Here is a 15,553-nt window from a genome sequence, read left to right on the forward strand (position 1 = left end):
CGGGCGCCCACCGCGATCAAGAGAAGAAGAAAGGGGGGTGACCCGAATGCGTTTTAGCAGGTCAGAAGCATATTCACGGGTGCGCCGTCAGGGACTTGAACCCCGAACCCGCGGATTAAGAGTCCGCTGCTCTGCCAATTGAGCTAACGGCGCCTGGCCTTCGCGTTCCCCCGGAGGTTCCCGCGTCGACATGGAGAACTGTACCAGGTGACGGCGGGGGCGTGGTCGGGGGGTGGGGTGGACTTTCGGGACGAACTGGGGCGGTGGGCCGTCGGGTGGGGGTCCCGAGGGGGCGGGGTGTGGTCCGGGGTCGGAGTGGTTTGGGCATGCGGGCGGCTCGGGGGGTGTTTGGTTGGTAGACATAGCGAGCCGCATCCGGGGGTCGGGCGACGTAGCGTCGGTTGCGGGGGAGTGCGTGGGTGCCGCCGCCGGGCGGTGGGCGTGGGTCGTCCCGCCTGGCGTGGGGTCTTGGACAGGCCGGGCCGGCGGAGCACCGGTCGCGCGTACCCCGTGAGCGGTGCCGAACCCGGCTCAGCCGAGTCGGTCAGCCGAGCCGACCGGCCGGCGTGCTGGCTCGGTCGAATCGCTGTACCGGCCCCGGCCGGGTATGGCGTCGTTGGATCCCGTTGACCTGGAGGTTCACCGCGAGCACCGAAGCGTCCTCAGCCGAGACGCCCCGCCTGGACGGCGAGGTGTCGCACTCCGCCCATCCCGCCGCTCCGCATCCTGACACCTCGTCATTCGACACCCGGTATCCGGACTCGGACCGTCCTGTCCCCGACCCTCGATCGCGCAGCGGACTCCCCTCGCCATCCCGGCCGGCAGCGGCAACCGAAACGGCCGCAGCAGCCGAGACGGCGCCGTCCGCCGAGTCGGCGCCGGCTACCGCGACGGAGTCGGCGGTGACGGGCTCGGTCTCGGTGGACGCGTCCGTGGGATGGGTGCGGCGGATCGGGCGGTCGGTGATGGTGTACCGGCGCAACGTGATCCTCGCGTTCGGGGCCGCGTTGCTCGGCACTTTGGTCACGGCGGCGGTGCCGTTGGTCGAGCGGCAGGTGATCGACAACGTCGTCGTCGCTCATCGGCACTCGCTGACGCCGTATCTGATCGTGCTGATCGCCTCGGCGTTCGCGATCTTCGGGTTGGCGTTCGTGCGGCGGTACTTCGGCGGTGTGCTCTCCCTCGACGTCCAGTACGACCTACGCGACCAGGTGTTCGCCACGATCGAGGGACTCGACGGGGCCCGGCAGGATCAGGTCTCGACGGGGCAGGTCGTCAGTCGGGCGATCTCCGACGTCGGCGCGGTCCAGGGGCTGCTCTCCTACCTGCCGATGATCACCGGGAACCTGGTGCTGTTCGTCGCGTCCATAGTCGCGATGGCGTGGCTGTCGCCGATGCTGACGCTCATCGCGCTCGCCATGGGACCCGCGCTGTACGTGCTGGGGTATCGGTCGCGCAGCACGGTCTTTCCGGCGACCTGGGCGGCGCAGCAGCAGGCGGGTGAGGTCGCGGGGGCCGTCGAGGAGGCGGTCGCCGGGGTCCGGGTGGTCAAGGGCTTCGGGCAGGAGTCGCGGGAGCTCGACCGGATCGCCGCGCATGCCCGGTGGCTGTTCGCGCTGCGGATGCGGGCTGTGTGGATCACCAGCCGGTTCGCCGCGGCCATGCAGGCGGTGCCGGCGCTCGGGCAGGTCGCGGTGCTGGCGCTCGGCGGTTGGCTCGCCCTCACCGACCGGATCACCCTCGGCACGTTCCTCGCGTTCAGCACCTACCTCGGCGCCCTCATCGGCCCGACCCGCACCCTCGCGGGACTGCTCACCGTCGGCCAGCAGGCCAAGGCCAGCACGGTCCGCATCTTCGAGATCATCGACTCCCGCTCGACGATCACGGACGCGCCGGACGCCACCACCCTGCACCCGGACGACGTCCGCGGGCTCGTCGAGCTGGACGGCGTCACGTTCGGCTACCGGCCGGGGCAGCCGGTGCTGCGGGACATCAGCCTGCGCGTCGAGCCGGGGGAGACGGTCGCGCTCGTCGGCACGTCCGGCTCCGGCAAGTCGACGATCTCCCAGCTGCTTCCCCGGTTCTACGACCCGCAGGCCGGCGCCGTCCGCCTCGACGGCCATGACGTCCGCACGCTGACGATCGCCTCGGTGCGCGCCCAGCTCGGCGTCGTGTTCGAGGACAGCTTCCTGTTCTCCGACTCCGTGCGCGCCAACATCGCCTACGGGCGCCCCGACGCCACCGACGAGCAGATCGTCGCCGCCGCCCGCGCCGCCCAGGCCGACGGCTTCATCACCGCCCTGCCGAACGGCTACGACACCGTCGTCGGCGAGCAGGGCCTCACCCTCTCCGGCGGCCAGCGCCAGCGGGTCGCGCTCGCCCGCGCCCTGCTCACCGACCCGCGGGTGCTGATCCTCGACGACGCGACCTCCGCCGTCGACGCCCGCATCGAGGCCGAGATCCATAACACTCTGCGCGAGGTGATGCGCGGGCGCACGACGCTGCTCATCGCGCACCGGCGCTCCACCCTGCACCTCGCCGACCGGATCGCCGTCCTCGACGCCGGCCGCATCGTCGACCTCGGCACCGAGGACGAGCTCGCCGAGCGCAGCCCCCTGTTCCGCCGCCTGCTCGCCGGCCCCGGTGACACCCTCGCCGACGACACCGCGGACCAGTCCGGCCCGGCGCCGCTCCAACCGTCCCAGCCGGCGGACGCCAAGCCGCACGCCGGGGACGGGACATCCACATCGACAGGCAGCACGACGGAGAAGGCCAACGGCGGCCGTCAGGACACCGGCGCGGACGCGGCGGGAATCGTGGGACGGGGCACAGGCGTGGCCGGGTCTGGCGGGCGCGGGCCCAGCGGATCCGGGTTCGGTGGCACAACTGCGGCACAGGGAATCGGTGGCGGAACGCCGAGGCAGGGATTTGACGGTGGGCCGCCGGGACGCGGGTTCGGCGGTGGGGCGGCCGGGCGGGGGATGGGCGGCGGGTTCGCGGCGCGGGCGATGAACGGCGGTGGGGCGTTCGGGGATCTCCCGCCGACGCCGGAGCTGCTCGCCCGGGTCGACGCGCTGCCGCCGGCCGAGGACGACCCGAGGATCGACCAGGCGGCCGCGGCGGAGCCCGATCCGGGGTTCACGCTCGCCCGGCTGCTGCGCTGGGTTCGCGTCCCGCTCGTCGTCGGCCTGCTGCTCGTCGCCCTCGACACGGTCGCGGGGCTCGCGCTGCCGGCGCTGGTGCGCCACGCCGTCGACGCGGGCGTGAGCGCCGGCGCGCGGGACGTGCTGTTCGCCACCGCCGGCGTCGCCCTCGCCATCACCCTCGCCGACTGGGTCGTGCAGATCTGGCAGACCCGGGTCACGGGCCGGATGGGCGAGCGGCTGCTCTACGTCCTGCGGGTCAAGACGTTCGCCCAGCTCCAGCGGCTCGGCCTCGACTACTACGAACGCGAGCTGGCCGGCCGGATCATGACCAGGATGACGACCGACGTCGACGCCCTGTCCACGTTCCTGCAGACCGGCCTGACCACGGCGATCGTCAGCCTGCTGTCGTTCTTCGGGGTCATGATCGCGCTGCTGATCCTCGACATCGAACTCGCGCTCGTCGTGATGGCCGTCCTGCCGGTGCTGATCGTGGCGACCATCGTGTTCCGGGCTCGCTCGTCCGCGGCCTACACCGAGGCACGGGAACGGGTCAGCGCGGTCAACGCGTCGCTGCAGGAGAACCTGACGGGGCTGCGCGTCGCGCAGGCGTTCGGCCGCGAGGACGTCAACCAGCAACGGTTCCGCGAGCTCGCCGACGCCTACCGACGGTCGCGCGCCCGCGCCCAGCGGATGATCGCGTCGTACTTCCCGTTCGTCGAGTTCCTGTCCCGGATCGCGCTCGCGCTCGTGCTCGGCGTCGGCGCGCATCTCGTCGTCCGCGGCTCGCTCACCGCCGGTGGGCTGCTCGCGTTCATGCTGTACGTCAACCTGTTCTTCTCGCCCGTCCAGCAGCTGTCCCAGGTCTTCGACGGCTACCAGCAGGCGATGGTCGGCCTGCGCCGGCTGTCCGACCTGCTACGCACCCCGACGTCCACCCCGCCTGCGGAGCATCCCCGTCCGGTCGAGGGCCGGCTGAGCGGCGAGATCGTGCTCGACGACGTTCGCTTCGCCTACACCCTCGCCAGCCGCTCCGACGGCGAGACCCGCACCAGGCTCGCCCCGACGAACGCGGTGGACGGTGTCAGCCTGCGCATCGCCCCTGGAGAGACGGTCGCGTTCGTCGGGGAGACGGGCGCCGGAAAGTCGAGCGTGCTCAAGCTGATAGCCCGCTACTACGACGTCACCGGCGGGGCGATCCGGATCGACGGGGTCGACGTGCGGGAGTTCGATCTCTCCTCCTACCGGCGCCGGCTCGGTGTCGTGCCGCAGGAGCCGTTCGTCTTCTCCGGGACGGTCCGCGACGCCATCGCCTACGCCCGTCCGGACGCCACCGACGACCAGGTCCGCGAGGCCGCCCGCGCCGTCGGCGCCGACACGTTCATCGCCACCCTGCCCGACGGCTACGACCATCCCGTCGGCGAACGGGGACGTGGCCTGTCCGCCGGCCAGCGCCAACTGCTCGCCCTCGCCCGCGCCGAGCTCGCCGACCCGGACATCCTGCTGTTCGACGAGGCGACCGCGGCCCTCGACCTCGCCACCGAGGCCGCCGTCACCGCCGCCGCCGAGGCGCTCGCCACCCGGCGGACCACCGTCGTCATCGCCCACCGGCTCACCACCGCCGCCCGCGCCGACCGGGTCGTGGTCATGGCGGACGGGCGGATCGCCGAGCAGGGCACCCACGACGAACTCGTTCAGGCAGGTGGCGTCTACGCGCGGCTGTGGGCGGTGTTCACCGCCGAGGGCGCGCCGGGGATCACCGGCGCGGGCCATTCCGCGATGGCATGATTCGACCTCCGCATGCCGGGGGAGACAGTGCCCAGGGGGAGCGACCATGGGACGGTCGGCATCGGCGTCGCGCCGAGAAGCGCCGACCGCGGCCGAGAGGTTCGAGAGGGAGGGACATCATGCCGACCGACCTGCCGACCGACCTGCCGACCGACGTCCTCGTGCTCGACATCGCCTGGCCGGAGCTTCCTCGTGATCTCGCCAGCCCCGAGGAACTCGCCGACCTGCTCGACGCCAGTCTGTGGCAGCGGGCCGGCATCGCCTTCGTGGACGAGAACCGCCTGGAACTGCGCGTCCACCACCCCGAGGACGTGGAGGCCTTCGCCGCCGACCTCGCCGACCGGCTTTCCCTGCTCGGCATGCCCGACCGGACCTACCTGTCCTGGCGCGACGAGCTCGGCGTGCACCGCCGCTCCGTCACCGGCCGCCGGGTCGCCACCGCCCGTCGCCGCGTCGGCCGCGTCGCCTGAGTGGCCGTGTTGCCTGAGTGTGGGTCAGGCCGCCGGGTGCGGTGAGTCGCCGGCGGTGGGGCGAGGATCCTTGCCGGTGGCGAGGGCCAGGGCGGCGCGGGCGATCGCGGTGCCGTACCGGACGGCGCCGGTGGCGACGACCGGGCACGCCACCATCGGCGGCTCGACCTTCGGGCAGAAGTGGACGCCGTCCGGGCTGCGGACCGTCACCTGACCGCCGGGCCCGCAGGTCTCCCCGGCGACGCAGGGCAGCGTGGGCGTGAAATGGCCGGTCGCGGTGGTGACCGCCCGACCGGCGGGGGCGACCCGGGTGCGCGGCCAGGACGCCGCGATCTCCCGCCACACCCGGTCCAGCGGCGTCAGGCCGGCGGCGTCGACCTCCTGGTCTCGACGCGGCGGCGCTTCGACGAGGATGACGTCAGCCCCGTAGTCCGTCAGCAGCCGCACCGCCTCGGTGACGTCCTGCCGGTAGGCGGTGATCAGATCGCGCCCCTGCATGCAGGCCGTGCCCTGGTTGCCGGAGAACGCGAGCGCCACCACGGTCGGCCGCCAGCGCCGGACCTGGTCACGGATGTCCGTCAACCAGTCGCAGGGCGCCGTCCCACCCCACGTCCGCACGAGCACCTCGTTGCGGTGATCCGCGAGCACCGCGCGGCTGAACGAGCCCCCCGCCTCCCACGCCAGCGAATCCCCCCACAGTCCGACCCGCGCCCCCCGCCGCGGCGCATGATCGACGGCCAGCGTCCCCACCGCGAGCACGATCGCGACGACGAACAACCAGCCGATCGGGCCCAACCGTCCCGTCCGCACCACCCGTCTACTCTCTCGCACCACCCGTCTCGTCGTGCCACCGCGTGTTCCTCACCACCGACCGGTGGACCTCATCCGCCGGGGACGGCCGTCCGGGTCGTCGTCCGCACCGTCCCAGTCCAGGTGCTCGCGCCACAGCCGAAGCCGCAGGTCCCATTCCTGCGCCGCGAGCCAGTGATGTCCGCGTCAGATCCGGGCGCCCTTCGAGCGGTTGCACCCTCGGCACAGCAGCTGCAGGTTGCCGGCACTGGACGCGCCACCCCGGCTGAACGGGATCACATGGTCGAACTCCAGGTGGTCGTTGCCGCCGCACTCGACGCAGACCCCGCCGTCACGCCGCCACACCTCCGCCTTCACCGCCTGCGGGATCGACCGGCTCGCCCGGCTGCCCGGCGCGATCACCTGCCGGCGCGCGACCCGCAGGATCCCGGCCAGCACCGCGGCGACGTACGGCGGGTCGTCGACGAGGTAGGTGCCCGAGCCGCGGGCGGTCGTGGCGGCGATGTCGACGGCCCCGCCGCGCGCCTCGATCTCGACGACCTTCGCGAGCCCCAGCTCCGCGCCGCGCCCGGCATCGGCGAGGAACCGCAGCTTGCGGTTGGTGCCGATCAGCCGGCCGAGGGAGTGCCGCGGGCCGTGTGCCCCCGGCCGCACCAGCGTGGCCGAGACATCCAGATGCAGGATCTCGTCGAGTTCCAGGTGCAGGCCGCCCTCGGGTAACCGGGGCAGCTCGCCGGCTTCGATCCGACTGAGCTCCAGCCCGCGGGCGAGCCGTCCGCGCAGCTCGTCGAGCCACGGGCCGGCCAGGCCCAGCGCGGCGACCGCGGCCTCGATCCGCTCGACCTCCGCGGGCTCGACGATCCCGTCGGCGAATGCGAACGCCGCCAGCCGCTCCAGATGCGCCCGCCCCACCGACTGGACGGCCTCCCAGCCCGCGGCCGGCGGGATCCGCTGGTAGCGCAGCTCGGCCCACAGCGGTTCGAGGCCGCCGCCCGTCGGGTCCTCCCGGGCGAGGCTCGCCACCACCCGGCCCCGCCAGTCCCACAGGAAGGCCCGTGCATCCTCAGCGCAGGGCTCGCACGCCGGCGGTCCGCCGAACAACCGCCACCGCTTGGTGGCGCCGCACCGGCCGCAGGTCGTCTCCGTCTCGGCGTGGATCGGCTCGGGCGGACCCTGCCAGCGTTCCCCGTCCCACCAGCGCATGTGGCCGGGCCGCACCGGATCGCGATACCAGTCCGCCCGGATCACGGACTCCGTCTCGGCATCCGCGCCCACACCACCGACATCCATGTCCGCGCCGCGGATGATCCGGCCGCGGTCGTCGCGGTCGTCGCGGTCGTGGAACGCGTCGCGGTCCGGGGCGTCGTCGGGATCGGCGTAGCCGGCGCGCGGCTCCGACGGAGGTATGGAGGTGCGATGGTCCGGCCGGGTGTCCGGCACGTCGGCGGCGGCGTCGGCGACGTCCGCGTCGGCGTCCGGGAGGACCTGGGTGCGCGGCGTCGATCGTCGGCCTGGCGGGCGCTCGCGGGATCGCCCGTCGCGCGGGTGGATGACGTCGCGCGGGTGGATGACGTCACCCGGGTGAGCGGCATCGGCCGTGCGGGGGCCCTCGGCCGGATGGTTGTCGGGTGCCGGGTCGTCGCGGACCTGGATGCCGAAGCCGCGGGCGAGACCGGCCAGCCCGCTGTCCCAGCCCTGGGCGACCGCACGGAACCGCCAGCCGCCGCCCCGGCGGTACAGCTCACCGAACACCAGGGCCGTGACCGGCTCGTCGGGCTCCGGCACGTACCGGGTGAGCGGCCGGCCGTCCTCGTCGGCGAGAACCATGCTCAGGTCGGCGAGGTCGAGGAAGGTGCCCTCGTCGAGCGATCCGGCGATCACGATCCGGCGTACCGCCGGCTCCACCCTGGGCAGTCTCGCGACAAGGCCGGCCGCACCCGGTGCCGTGGCGGCGAGCGCGACCGCGCCGGAGGGATGGGTCGGCGCGTTGTAGAAGACGAAGTCCGCGTCCGACCGGACCCGGTCGAGGTCGGTGACGAGGACGGCGCAGACGTCCACCATCCGTCCCGGCGCCCAGCCGACCGTGATCCAGAGCTCCCCGGCGGGAACGGGTGTGTTGGCGCCCTTGCGCAGGGCCGGAGCCGGGGTCATCGGATTTGCGCCGTGGATGCTCCGGCCTTCAGGCCGGAGAGGAAACGGCGCCCCACGCTGAAGCGCATGGGCGATCCTTTCTGTAGAATTGGAATATGACCCGCTACCGTCTCGTTCCGGCGCCCGCGCAGGTCGCCGGACTTGAAGAGCACTGCGGGCATGCGCGGTTTGTGTGGAACCTTGCCGTGGAACAGCAGTCCTGGTGGACACCCTACCGGGGTGAAACGCCGAACCATCTGGAACGGTGTCGGCAGCTGACCGAAGCGCGGGCCGAGTTCGACTGGCTTCGGGCCGGATCCCAGACCGTGCAACAGCAGGCCCTGCGGGATTTCGACCAGGCCCTGCGAAACTTTTTCGGTGGTTCGCATCGGCGACCTGGATTTCGGAAACGCGGCCGGTCCGAAGGTTTCCAGGTCGTGGGGAAAAACGCCCGGGTCGAGAAGCTGAACCGGCGCTGGTCCCACTGCTGGGTGCCGAAAGTCGGCTGGGTGAAGTTCCGTGTGTCCCGCCGGTCCCGGACTTCAGGTCCTACCGGATCACCCTGGATCGCGCTGGCCGCTGGCACGTCGCGTTCGCGGCGGTCCCCGAGCCGATCGACGCGCCCGGTACCGGCACCGTCGTCGGCGTCGACCGGGGTGTGAAGGTCTCGGCCGCCCTGTCGACCGGTGAGCTTCTGCATTGCCCGGGGCTGCGAGCCGGCGAGGCCGCACGGCTGCGCCGGCTGCAACGCCAGCTCGCCAGGGGCAGGCGGGGCGGTAACCGGCGCGCCCGGGTGAAAGTGCGGATCGCCCGGGTGACAGCGCGGGAAGCCGACCGGCGGAAGGACTGGATCGAGAAAACCTCGACCGGCCTGGCACGGCGGTACGATCTGATCCGTGTCGAGGATCTGAACATCCTGGGTATGACCCGGTCGGCCCGGGGCACGGTGGAGATGCCGGGCCGCAACGTCCGGCGGAAAGCCGGGTTGAACCGGTCGATCCTCGGCTCCGGCTGGGGATGTCTGGTCCACCGTCTCGAACAGAAAGCCCCCGGCCGGGTCGAAAAGGTCCCGGCCTTCTACACGTCTCAGCGTTGCTCGGCCTGTGGGCATACGGCGCCTGGGAACCTCGAGAGCCAAGCGGTATTCCGGTGCGTCGCCTGCGGGCACACGGCCAACGCGGACGTCAACGCAGCAGTGAACATCGCCGCAGGACGTGCGGTGACCGCGCGGGGAGGCACGGCGTCGGCCGTGCCCGTGAACCGTGAACCTCAACACCGCGCACCCCCTCTGGTGGATGTGTAGGAGTTGGAATCCCCCGCCTTCAGCTTCAGACGAGGGAGGACGTCAAGAGGCCCTTCCGGACGGATCGGCGAATCAGTGGACCGGTGGACCGGTGGACCGGTGGATCGGCGGGGTCAGTCGGACGCTCGTACGCGGCGGCGCCGAGATGGAGAAGGAAGCAAGCTCGGAGAAAATGTATGCCGACTACGCCGAACATCACCGGTTCCGGCATGTCGGAGCTGCGCGTCTTGCGGTGGATGCCTGGACGCTCCTGCGCGCGCTCCTCATTCACGCCCGGTGCGCTGCCCATGATCGTCCTGCCCCGGATGACGGCCAGGCACCACCCGGGTGGAATCGTGATCTTCCCGGTCGTCGTCGTAGCGGATCGTGGCAGCGTGATGGCAACGTCGCGGCGGCCCGTGTCGCGCATTCGTGGACAAACCGGACACGAAGCGCGGAGTTCGCGACCCGGCGCCGCCTTCCCCCGCACGCGCTTCCCCTCCGCGGGAAATCAGCCTCCTCCTCGGCGTTCTGGTCGAGGCCGATCCAGGAGATGATCAGGACTTCCGGGGTGGCGGTCGGGCTGCCACCGCAGATGTGGCAGAGTTTGCGCTATGACGCGGTCCGTCACGACGCGCGGGAACGCCGGGGGCCGTCGCGCCGCGGGCGCGGCGGTGACGCTGGCCGCCACGGCCGGGCTCGGCTACGGCCTGCCGTCGCTGACCACGCTGCGCCGGCTGCGGCTGCGGGTGGCCCCGGGCCTGGCGGGCATCGGCGCGGCCGACCATGTCGCGCTCACCTTCGACGACGGGCCGGATCCGGCGTCGACGCCGCATTTCCTCGACGTGCTCGCCGAGCTCGAGGTGCGCGCCACCTTCTTCATGCTCGGCGGCCTGCTGGAGCGCTCCCCGGGCCTGGCCCGCGAGATGGTCGCCGCCGGCCACGAGCTCGCCGTGCATGGCTGGGACCATCGCCCGATGCTGCTGCGCGGCCCGCGATCAACCCACGACCAGCTCGCCCGCACCCGTGACCTCATCGCCGAGACCACCGGTCGCCTGCCCCGCTTCGTCCGCCCGCCGCACGGCGTCCTCTCCGCCGGCCTGCTGGTCGCGGCCCGCGGGCTGGAGCTGACTCCCGTGCTGTGGTCGGCGTGGGGGAGGGACTGGACCGCCGAGGCGACCCCGCGCAGCGTGCTGGCCACCCTCGCCCCCGACCTGCGCGGCGGCGCGACGGTCCTGCTGCACGACTGCGACTGCACCTCGGCCCCCGGCGCCTGGCGCAGCGCCCTGGGCGCTCTGCCCGAGCTCGCCGCCCGCTGCGACGACGCCGGCCTGCGCCTCGGCCCCCTCGCCGACCACGGCCTGTCCGACCCTCGCTGAGCCGGGTCCACCCTCAGGCTCTTTGCTGGGTGTCGTCATTTGGCTGCATAGCGCGGCATACCCTTACAGGTTCGTGTCTTGCGTGCTCGGGGCCGGTCGAAGAGATGACGGCGAGCTCGACGCGCTCGTCGACTGGGATCTGATGAGGGCGACGCACTGGGCGAAGAGCGACGACGAGCCCGACCGGCGGGAACGTCGGATGGCTGAGTGCCTCGTCCACGAACGGGTTCCCGCCGTTGCCTTCACGCAGATTGTGGTCCACTCGTTGACCCAGGCTCGGCGGGCCCGGGAGGTGCTCGCTACGGTGGGTGTGAGGGTCTCGACGGTGGTCAGACCAGGTTGGTGCTTCTGAGGCATGGGATGACGGTCATGATCACGGAGGTGGCTGGCAATCTGCTCGACGCCGATGTCGATGCGCTGGTCAACACCGTCAACACCACCGGCGTGATGGGCAAGGGCATTGCGTTGCAGTTCCGCCGGGCGTATCCCGCGATGTTCGACGAGTACCAGGGCGCGGCCAAGGCAGGGCAGATCGAACTTGGTCGTGTGCAAGTCTGGCCGACGGGCGCGATGACAGGTCCCAGGTACGTGATCAACTTCCCGACCAAGGCCCATTGGAGATCCCGTTCCCGTCTCGCGGATGTGGAACGGGGCCTGGTCGACCTCGTCCGCGTGGCGCGTGAGCTCGGGATACGGTCGCTGGCCGTGCCCCCGCTGGGGTGTGGCCATGGCGGTCTGGACTGGGGCGAGGTCGAGCCGCGGATACGGGATGCCCTGGCGGCTCTTGATCCGGACGTTCTCGTTCTGTTGTACCCGCCTTCCGGACCTTCGGCGGCGGACCTGGCAACTACCCGGGCGAGACGGCCGCAGATGACGCCGGCCCGGGCGGTGGTGGTTCGACTGATCAACACATACGTCGAGTGTGCCTCCGGCGCGTCGCTCGTCGAGGTGCAGAAGCTGCTCTACTTCCTTCAGGTTGCGGGCGAGTCTCTGCGGCTGGACTTTCGCCGTGCGCAGCACGGGCCGTACGCGGACAACCTGAGCCACGCCTTGATCAGTCTTGAGGGCCACTACCTTGTCGGGTTCGCTGACGGTGGTGCGCGAGTCCAGGAGGCGGAGCCGATCCGTGTGGTGCCCGGCGCGGACGCGCTCGCGGCCGCGGTGTTGTCCGGTCACCCTGAGCGGACCAGGCGGCTGGGGCGCGTCCTCGATCTGATCGAAGGTTTCGAGTCCGCATATGGCCTGGAGCTTCTGGCCGGCGTGCACTGGACCGTCCAGGAGAACCCGGAGGTCCGCGAGGATCCGGTCCAAGCCGCGCGGCGTGTGCGTGCGCGGTCGCCGCGGAAGGGGCACATGTTCACGGACAGTCATGTGCGGGCTGCGTGGACGGCACTGTACGAACAGGGATGGCTTGCGTGGCCGGAGGCGGGCGCCGCGACCGAGCCGTACGCGGACGGCCCGGTCGCGAGCGCCGGCTAGGGGTGGCGCTGGCGATCGACGTCGCCGGCCGGCGACGAGCGGTCGTCTGGGCCAGGGCCCGACGGAGGTCGGATGTTGTGGGACGTCAGACCTCGGGGAAGAGGGAGTAGCTGGGGAAGTTGCCGACGAGGCGCTCGTTCGGGTCCGGGCCGACAGTGACGGCGCGGACCAGGTGGGCGCCGCCGACGAACGCGCCCTTCCACGACGCGCCGCGGCCGCCGAACGGTTCGTCCCGGTCGCCGCGGGAGCGAGGCTTGTTCACCCCGACCTTGAAGGCGGCGAGCTCACCGGACAGGCGCCCGGCGAGGGACTCGTCGTCGCAGGCCAGGGAGGCGACGAGCGCGCCGTTGGAGGCGTTCATCGCGGCGAGAAGTTCCGCCTCGGAGTCGACGATGACGATCGTGTCGACTGGGCCGAACGGCTCGGCGTGGTGCAGGGCGGACGACGCCGGCGGGTGCAGGATCGCCACCGGGGGCACGTAGGCGGCGGTGTCCTGATGGTCGAGGAACCGGCCGTCGGCGAGGTCGCCCCGGTAGAGCGGCACGCCGCCCTTGGCGATTGCCTCGTCGACCTTCGCGGCGAGCTCGGTGGCCTTGTCGGCGGTGATGACGGGGCCGTAGTCCAGCTCGGGCAGCGGGTCGTCATCGGCCTCGACGGCCAGCGGGTGCCCGAACCGCACCGACCGGACCACCGGCAGGTACATCTCGAGGAACTGGTCGAACAGCTGACGCTGGACCACATAGCGGGGGTAGGCCGTGCAGCGCTGCTTGCCGTACTCGAAGCCCTTCCTCAGGTGGGCGGCGAGCACGTCCCACTGGGAGAACTCCCAGATTCCCCAGGCGTTGAGGCCCTCCTGCTCGAGGAAGTGCCGCTTGCCGGTGTCGACCAGGGCGGCCGCGACCTGCCCACCCGCGGACCGGCCGCCGACGAACGCGAGGCAGCCGATCTCCGGCGCGCGCACCAGCGCACCCGACAGCCGCGACCCCGAGCCGGACACCAGTGACACGGGCAGGCCCTCGCGGCGGGCCAGCGCGCTGGCGAGCGTGAGGCAGGCGGCGCCGCCGTCGGTCGGCGTCTTGGCGATGGTGCCGTTGCCGGCGAGCATCTGGACGAGCATGGCGTGCATGAGCACGCTCATCGGGTAGTTCCAGCTCGCGATGTTGCTGACCGGGCCGGGCAGCGGGCCGCGGCCGTCGATCATCGTGTCGATGCCGTCCAGGTACCAGCGGACGCCGTCGAGGGCGCGGTCGACGTCGGTGAGGGCCAGCCGCCACGGCTTGCCGATCTCCCACACGAGCAGGAGGGCGAGCAGCTCACGGTGGGCGTCCATCGCGTCGACCGCCGCGCGCACACGCGCCTTGCGCTCGCTCAGGGCGACGTCACGCCACTCCTTGTGGTCATCGAGGGCCGCGCGGATCGCCTCGCGGGCCTCATCCTGCTCCATCATCGGCGGGCCGGCGATCGGCGTGCCGTCAATGGGCGACAGGCTGTGCAGAGGAGTGCCACTGCGGTGCCATTGCCCTCCCCAGAGATTACGGAGGCGGCCGTCCTCGTCGAACGCCTCCGGCGCGGTCTCCCGGCATCGGCTGAACGCTTCGGACCAGGTCGTACCCGGCTTGATGTGGAGTCGGGGGCGGGGGCTACTGGTGGGCGCGGTCATACAGATGAGATTGACGGGAGGACGGCGAACGCGCCACCAGTCGCCCGGTGCAATCCTCGCATCCGGTATTTGGATGGCCCTTGGATTACCACGTCGCCCTAATGACTGCTGGTCATTGGGGAACCGCCGCGCTTAGGAGATGCGGACATGATGCGTCCGATTTTCGGGGATCTGGCGGCGGATATCCGGAGTGTGGGCTCCGTGTGGTGCCCAGGGTGCCTGACCGGCCGAAACCGCTGCCGTTCCGCTGCCGTTGCTGATCTGCTGGGACGACGAAGCCGGCGATACGCGGTGGCAGCGGCGGGCCTACCGCGTACTATTTCCGGCATGTCGGATGCGTTATTGGGGGGAGACGCCGCCGTCGCCAGGGCGCTGTCACGACCTCGGGTATGTACTTCATCACGTAGAGTGGAAGAGTGTCCGAACCACCTTTCGTTCGCGTCCGCGTCGTCGCCTGGGCGATTCGACCCTGATTCCCGGGTGTGTGATGACGGCCAGTGTCATGCCGCCGTCGGCCGCTGAAGCCGACGCCATCGAGGGCTCCGCACCGATCCGGGTCCTCGTGGTAGACGATCACGAGCTGTTTCTCCAGGGTCTGCAGACCGTGCTGGAGATCGAGGAGGACATCAGCGTCGTCGGTCAGGCCGGGGACGGCCAGGAGGCGCTGACGATCGCCGCCGGCACGCTGCCGGACATCGTTCTCATGGACGTCCGCATGCCCGGGCGTGACGGGATCGCCGCCGCCGGTGCGATCCGGCGCGCCGTGCCCCGTACCCGAATCGTCATGCTGACCGTGTCGGACGAGGAGTCCGACCTGTTCGAGGCGATCAAGGCCGGCGCGGTCGGATACCTGCTCAAGTCGATTCCGCCGCACGAGGTGGCCGACGCGGTCCGGGCCGTGCACAACGGGCAGAGCCTCATCAGCCCGTCGATGGCCTCGAAGCTGATGGTGGAGTTCGCGACGATGGCGCGGGGCACGGAGGACCGCCCGCGCGCGCACGCGCCGCACCTCACCGCCCGCGAACTCGAGGTGCTCAAGCTGGTCGCGGAGGGTCGCGCCAACCGCGAGATCGCCCGCAAGCTGTTCATCAGTGAGAACACGGTGAAGAACCACGTACGGAACATCCTCGACAAGCTCCAGCTTCATTCGCGGATGGAAGCCGTGATGTACGCGGTCCGTCAGGGCCTGTTCGACATCGAGTGATCACGAACTGACCTGGCGGGGCGTCCGCCCCGGTCCGAGCTGGTCCGGGCTGGTCGGCGTGGCCGCCGCGCGCGATCCCTGATGAGAGATCGCGTTCCGCGGAACGCTCCGCGGTCTGTCGCCCGGCGCGGCGGGTCCCCACGCTCTCCCTGATTCGGCGTGCCCTCCGTCGGCGCGCCCGCGCGGTCGTCATCGGCGCGCCCGCGCG

9 protein-coding genes, 1 tRNA gene and 1 pseudogene are annotated in these 15,553 nt (G+C 71.6%); 7 read left to right on the forward strand and 4 right to left on the reverse strand.

Annotation, left to right across the window (positions count from 1 at the left end):
- Window positions 1-80: 80 nt before the first annotated feature.
- Window positions 81-153: transfer RNA gene (locus AC6EXY_RS29405), tRNA-Lys, on the reverse strand.
- Window positions 154-941: 788 nt separating this feature from the next.
- On the opposite strand from AC6EXY_RS29405, the gene AC6EXY_RS29410 reads away from it, so the two are divergent.
- Window positions 942-4,931, forward strand: a complete 3,990-nt coding sequence (locus AC6EXY_RS29410; protein WP_499817279.1) for an ABC transporter ATP-binding protein — start codon at window positions 942-944, stop codon at window positions 4,929-4,931.
- A gap of 119 nt (window positions 4,932-5,050) precedes the next feature.
- Window positions 5,051-5,401, forward strand: a complete 351-nt coding sequence (locus AC6EXY_RS29415) for a hypothetical protein (RefSeq protein WP_243407712.1) — start codon at window positions 5,051-5,053, stop codon at window positions 5,399-5,401.
- 24 nt (window positions 5,402-5,425) lie between these two features.
- Here AC6EXY_RS29415 and AC6EXY_RS29420 read toward each other — a convergent pair whose 3' ends face one another.
- Window positions 5,426-6,232, reverse strand: coding sequence for a DUF459 domain-containing protein (locus tag AC6EXY_RS29420; RefSeq protein WP_499817265.1), 807 nt, complete (start codon window positions 6,230-6,232; stop codon window positions 5,426-5,428).
- A gap of 165 nt (window positions 6,233-6,397) precedes the next feature.
- Window positions 6,398-8,362 carry a TerD family protein gene (locus AC6EXY_RS29425; RefSeq protein WP_499817266.1) on the reverse strand — a complete coding sequence of 655 codons (1,965 nt, stop codon included), beginning with the start codon at window positions 8,360-8,362 and terminating at the stop codon, window positions 6,398-6,400.
- Window positions 8,363-8,457: 95 nt separating this feature from the next.
- On the opposite strand from AC6EXY_RS29425, the pseudogene AC6EXY_RS29430 reads away from it, so the two are divergent.
- The 4 genes and pseudogenes from AC6EXY_RS29430 to darG all read left to right on the forward strand — a co-directional run bounded on the left by AC6EXY_RS29430 (window position 8,458) and on the right by darG (window position 12,481).
- Window positions 8,458-9,644: pseudogene (locus AC6EXY_RS29430) on the forward strand (RNA-guided endonuclease InsQ/TnpB family protein).
- 593 nt (window positions 9,645-10,237) lie between these two features.
- Window positions 10,238-11,002 (forward strand): polysaccharide deacetylase family protein, encoded by a 765-nt coding sequence (locus tag AC6EXY_RS29435; protein ID WP_499817267.1) that lies wholly within the window; start codon window positions 10,238-10,240, stop codon window positions 11,000-11,002.
- Between the two features lie 82 nt (window positions 11,003-11,084).
- On the forward strand, window positions 11,085-11,354 hold the full coding sequence (locus AC6EXY_RS29440; protein ID WP_499817268.1) for a DarT ssDNA thymidine ADP-ribosyltransferase family protein: 270 nt from the start codon (window positions 11,085-11,087) through the stop codon (window positions 11,352-11,354).
- A gap of 17 nt (window positions 11,355-11,371) precedes the next feature.
- Window positions 11,372-12,481 (forward strand): type II toxin-antitoxin system antitoxin DNA ADP-ribosyl glycohydrolase DarG, encoded by a 1,110-nt coding sequence (gene darG, locus AC6EXY_RS29445; RefSeq protein ID WP_499817269.1) that lies wholly within the window; start codon window positions 11,372-11,374, stop codon window positions 12,479-12,481.
- A gap of 85 nt (window positions 12,482-12,566) precedes the next feature.
- Here darG and AC6EXY_RS29450 read toward each other — a convergent pair whose 3' ends face one another.
- Entirely contained in the window at window positions 12,567-14,141 is a 1,575-nt protein-coding gene (locus AC6EXY_RS29450; RefSeq protein WP_101832793.1) for an aldehyde dehydrogenase family protein, read from the reverse strand.
- 487 nt (window positions 14,142-14,628) lie between these two features.
- Between AC6EXY_RS29450 and AC6EXY_RS29455 the strand changes: the two genes are divergently transcribed.
- Entirely contained in the window at window positions 14,629-15,345 is a 717-nt protein-coding gene (locus tag AC6EXY_RS29455) for a response regulator (protein WP_101831279.1), read from the forward strand.
- Window positions 15,346-15,553 lie beyond the last annotated feature (208 nt).

Source organism: Frankia sp. RB5, from assembly GCF_059816245.1.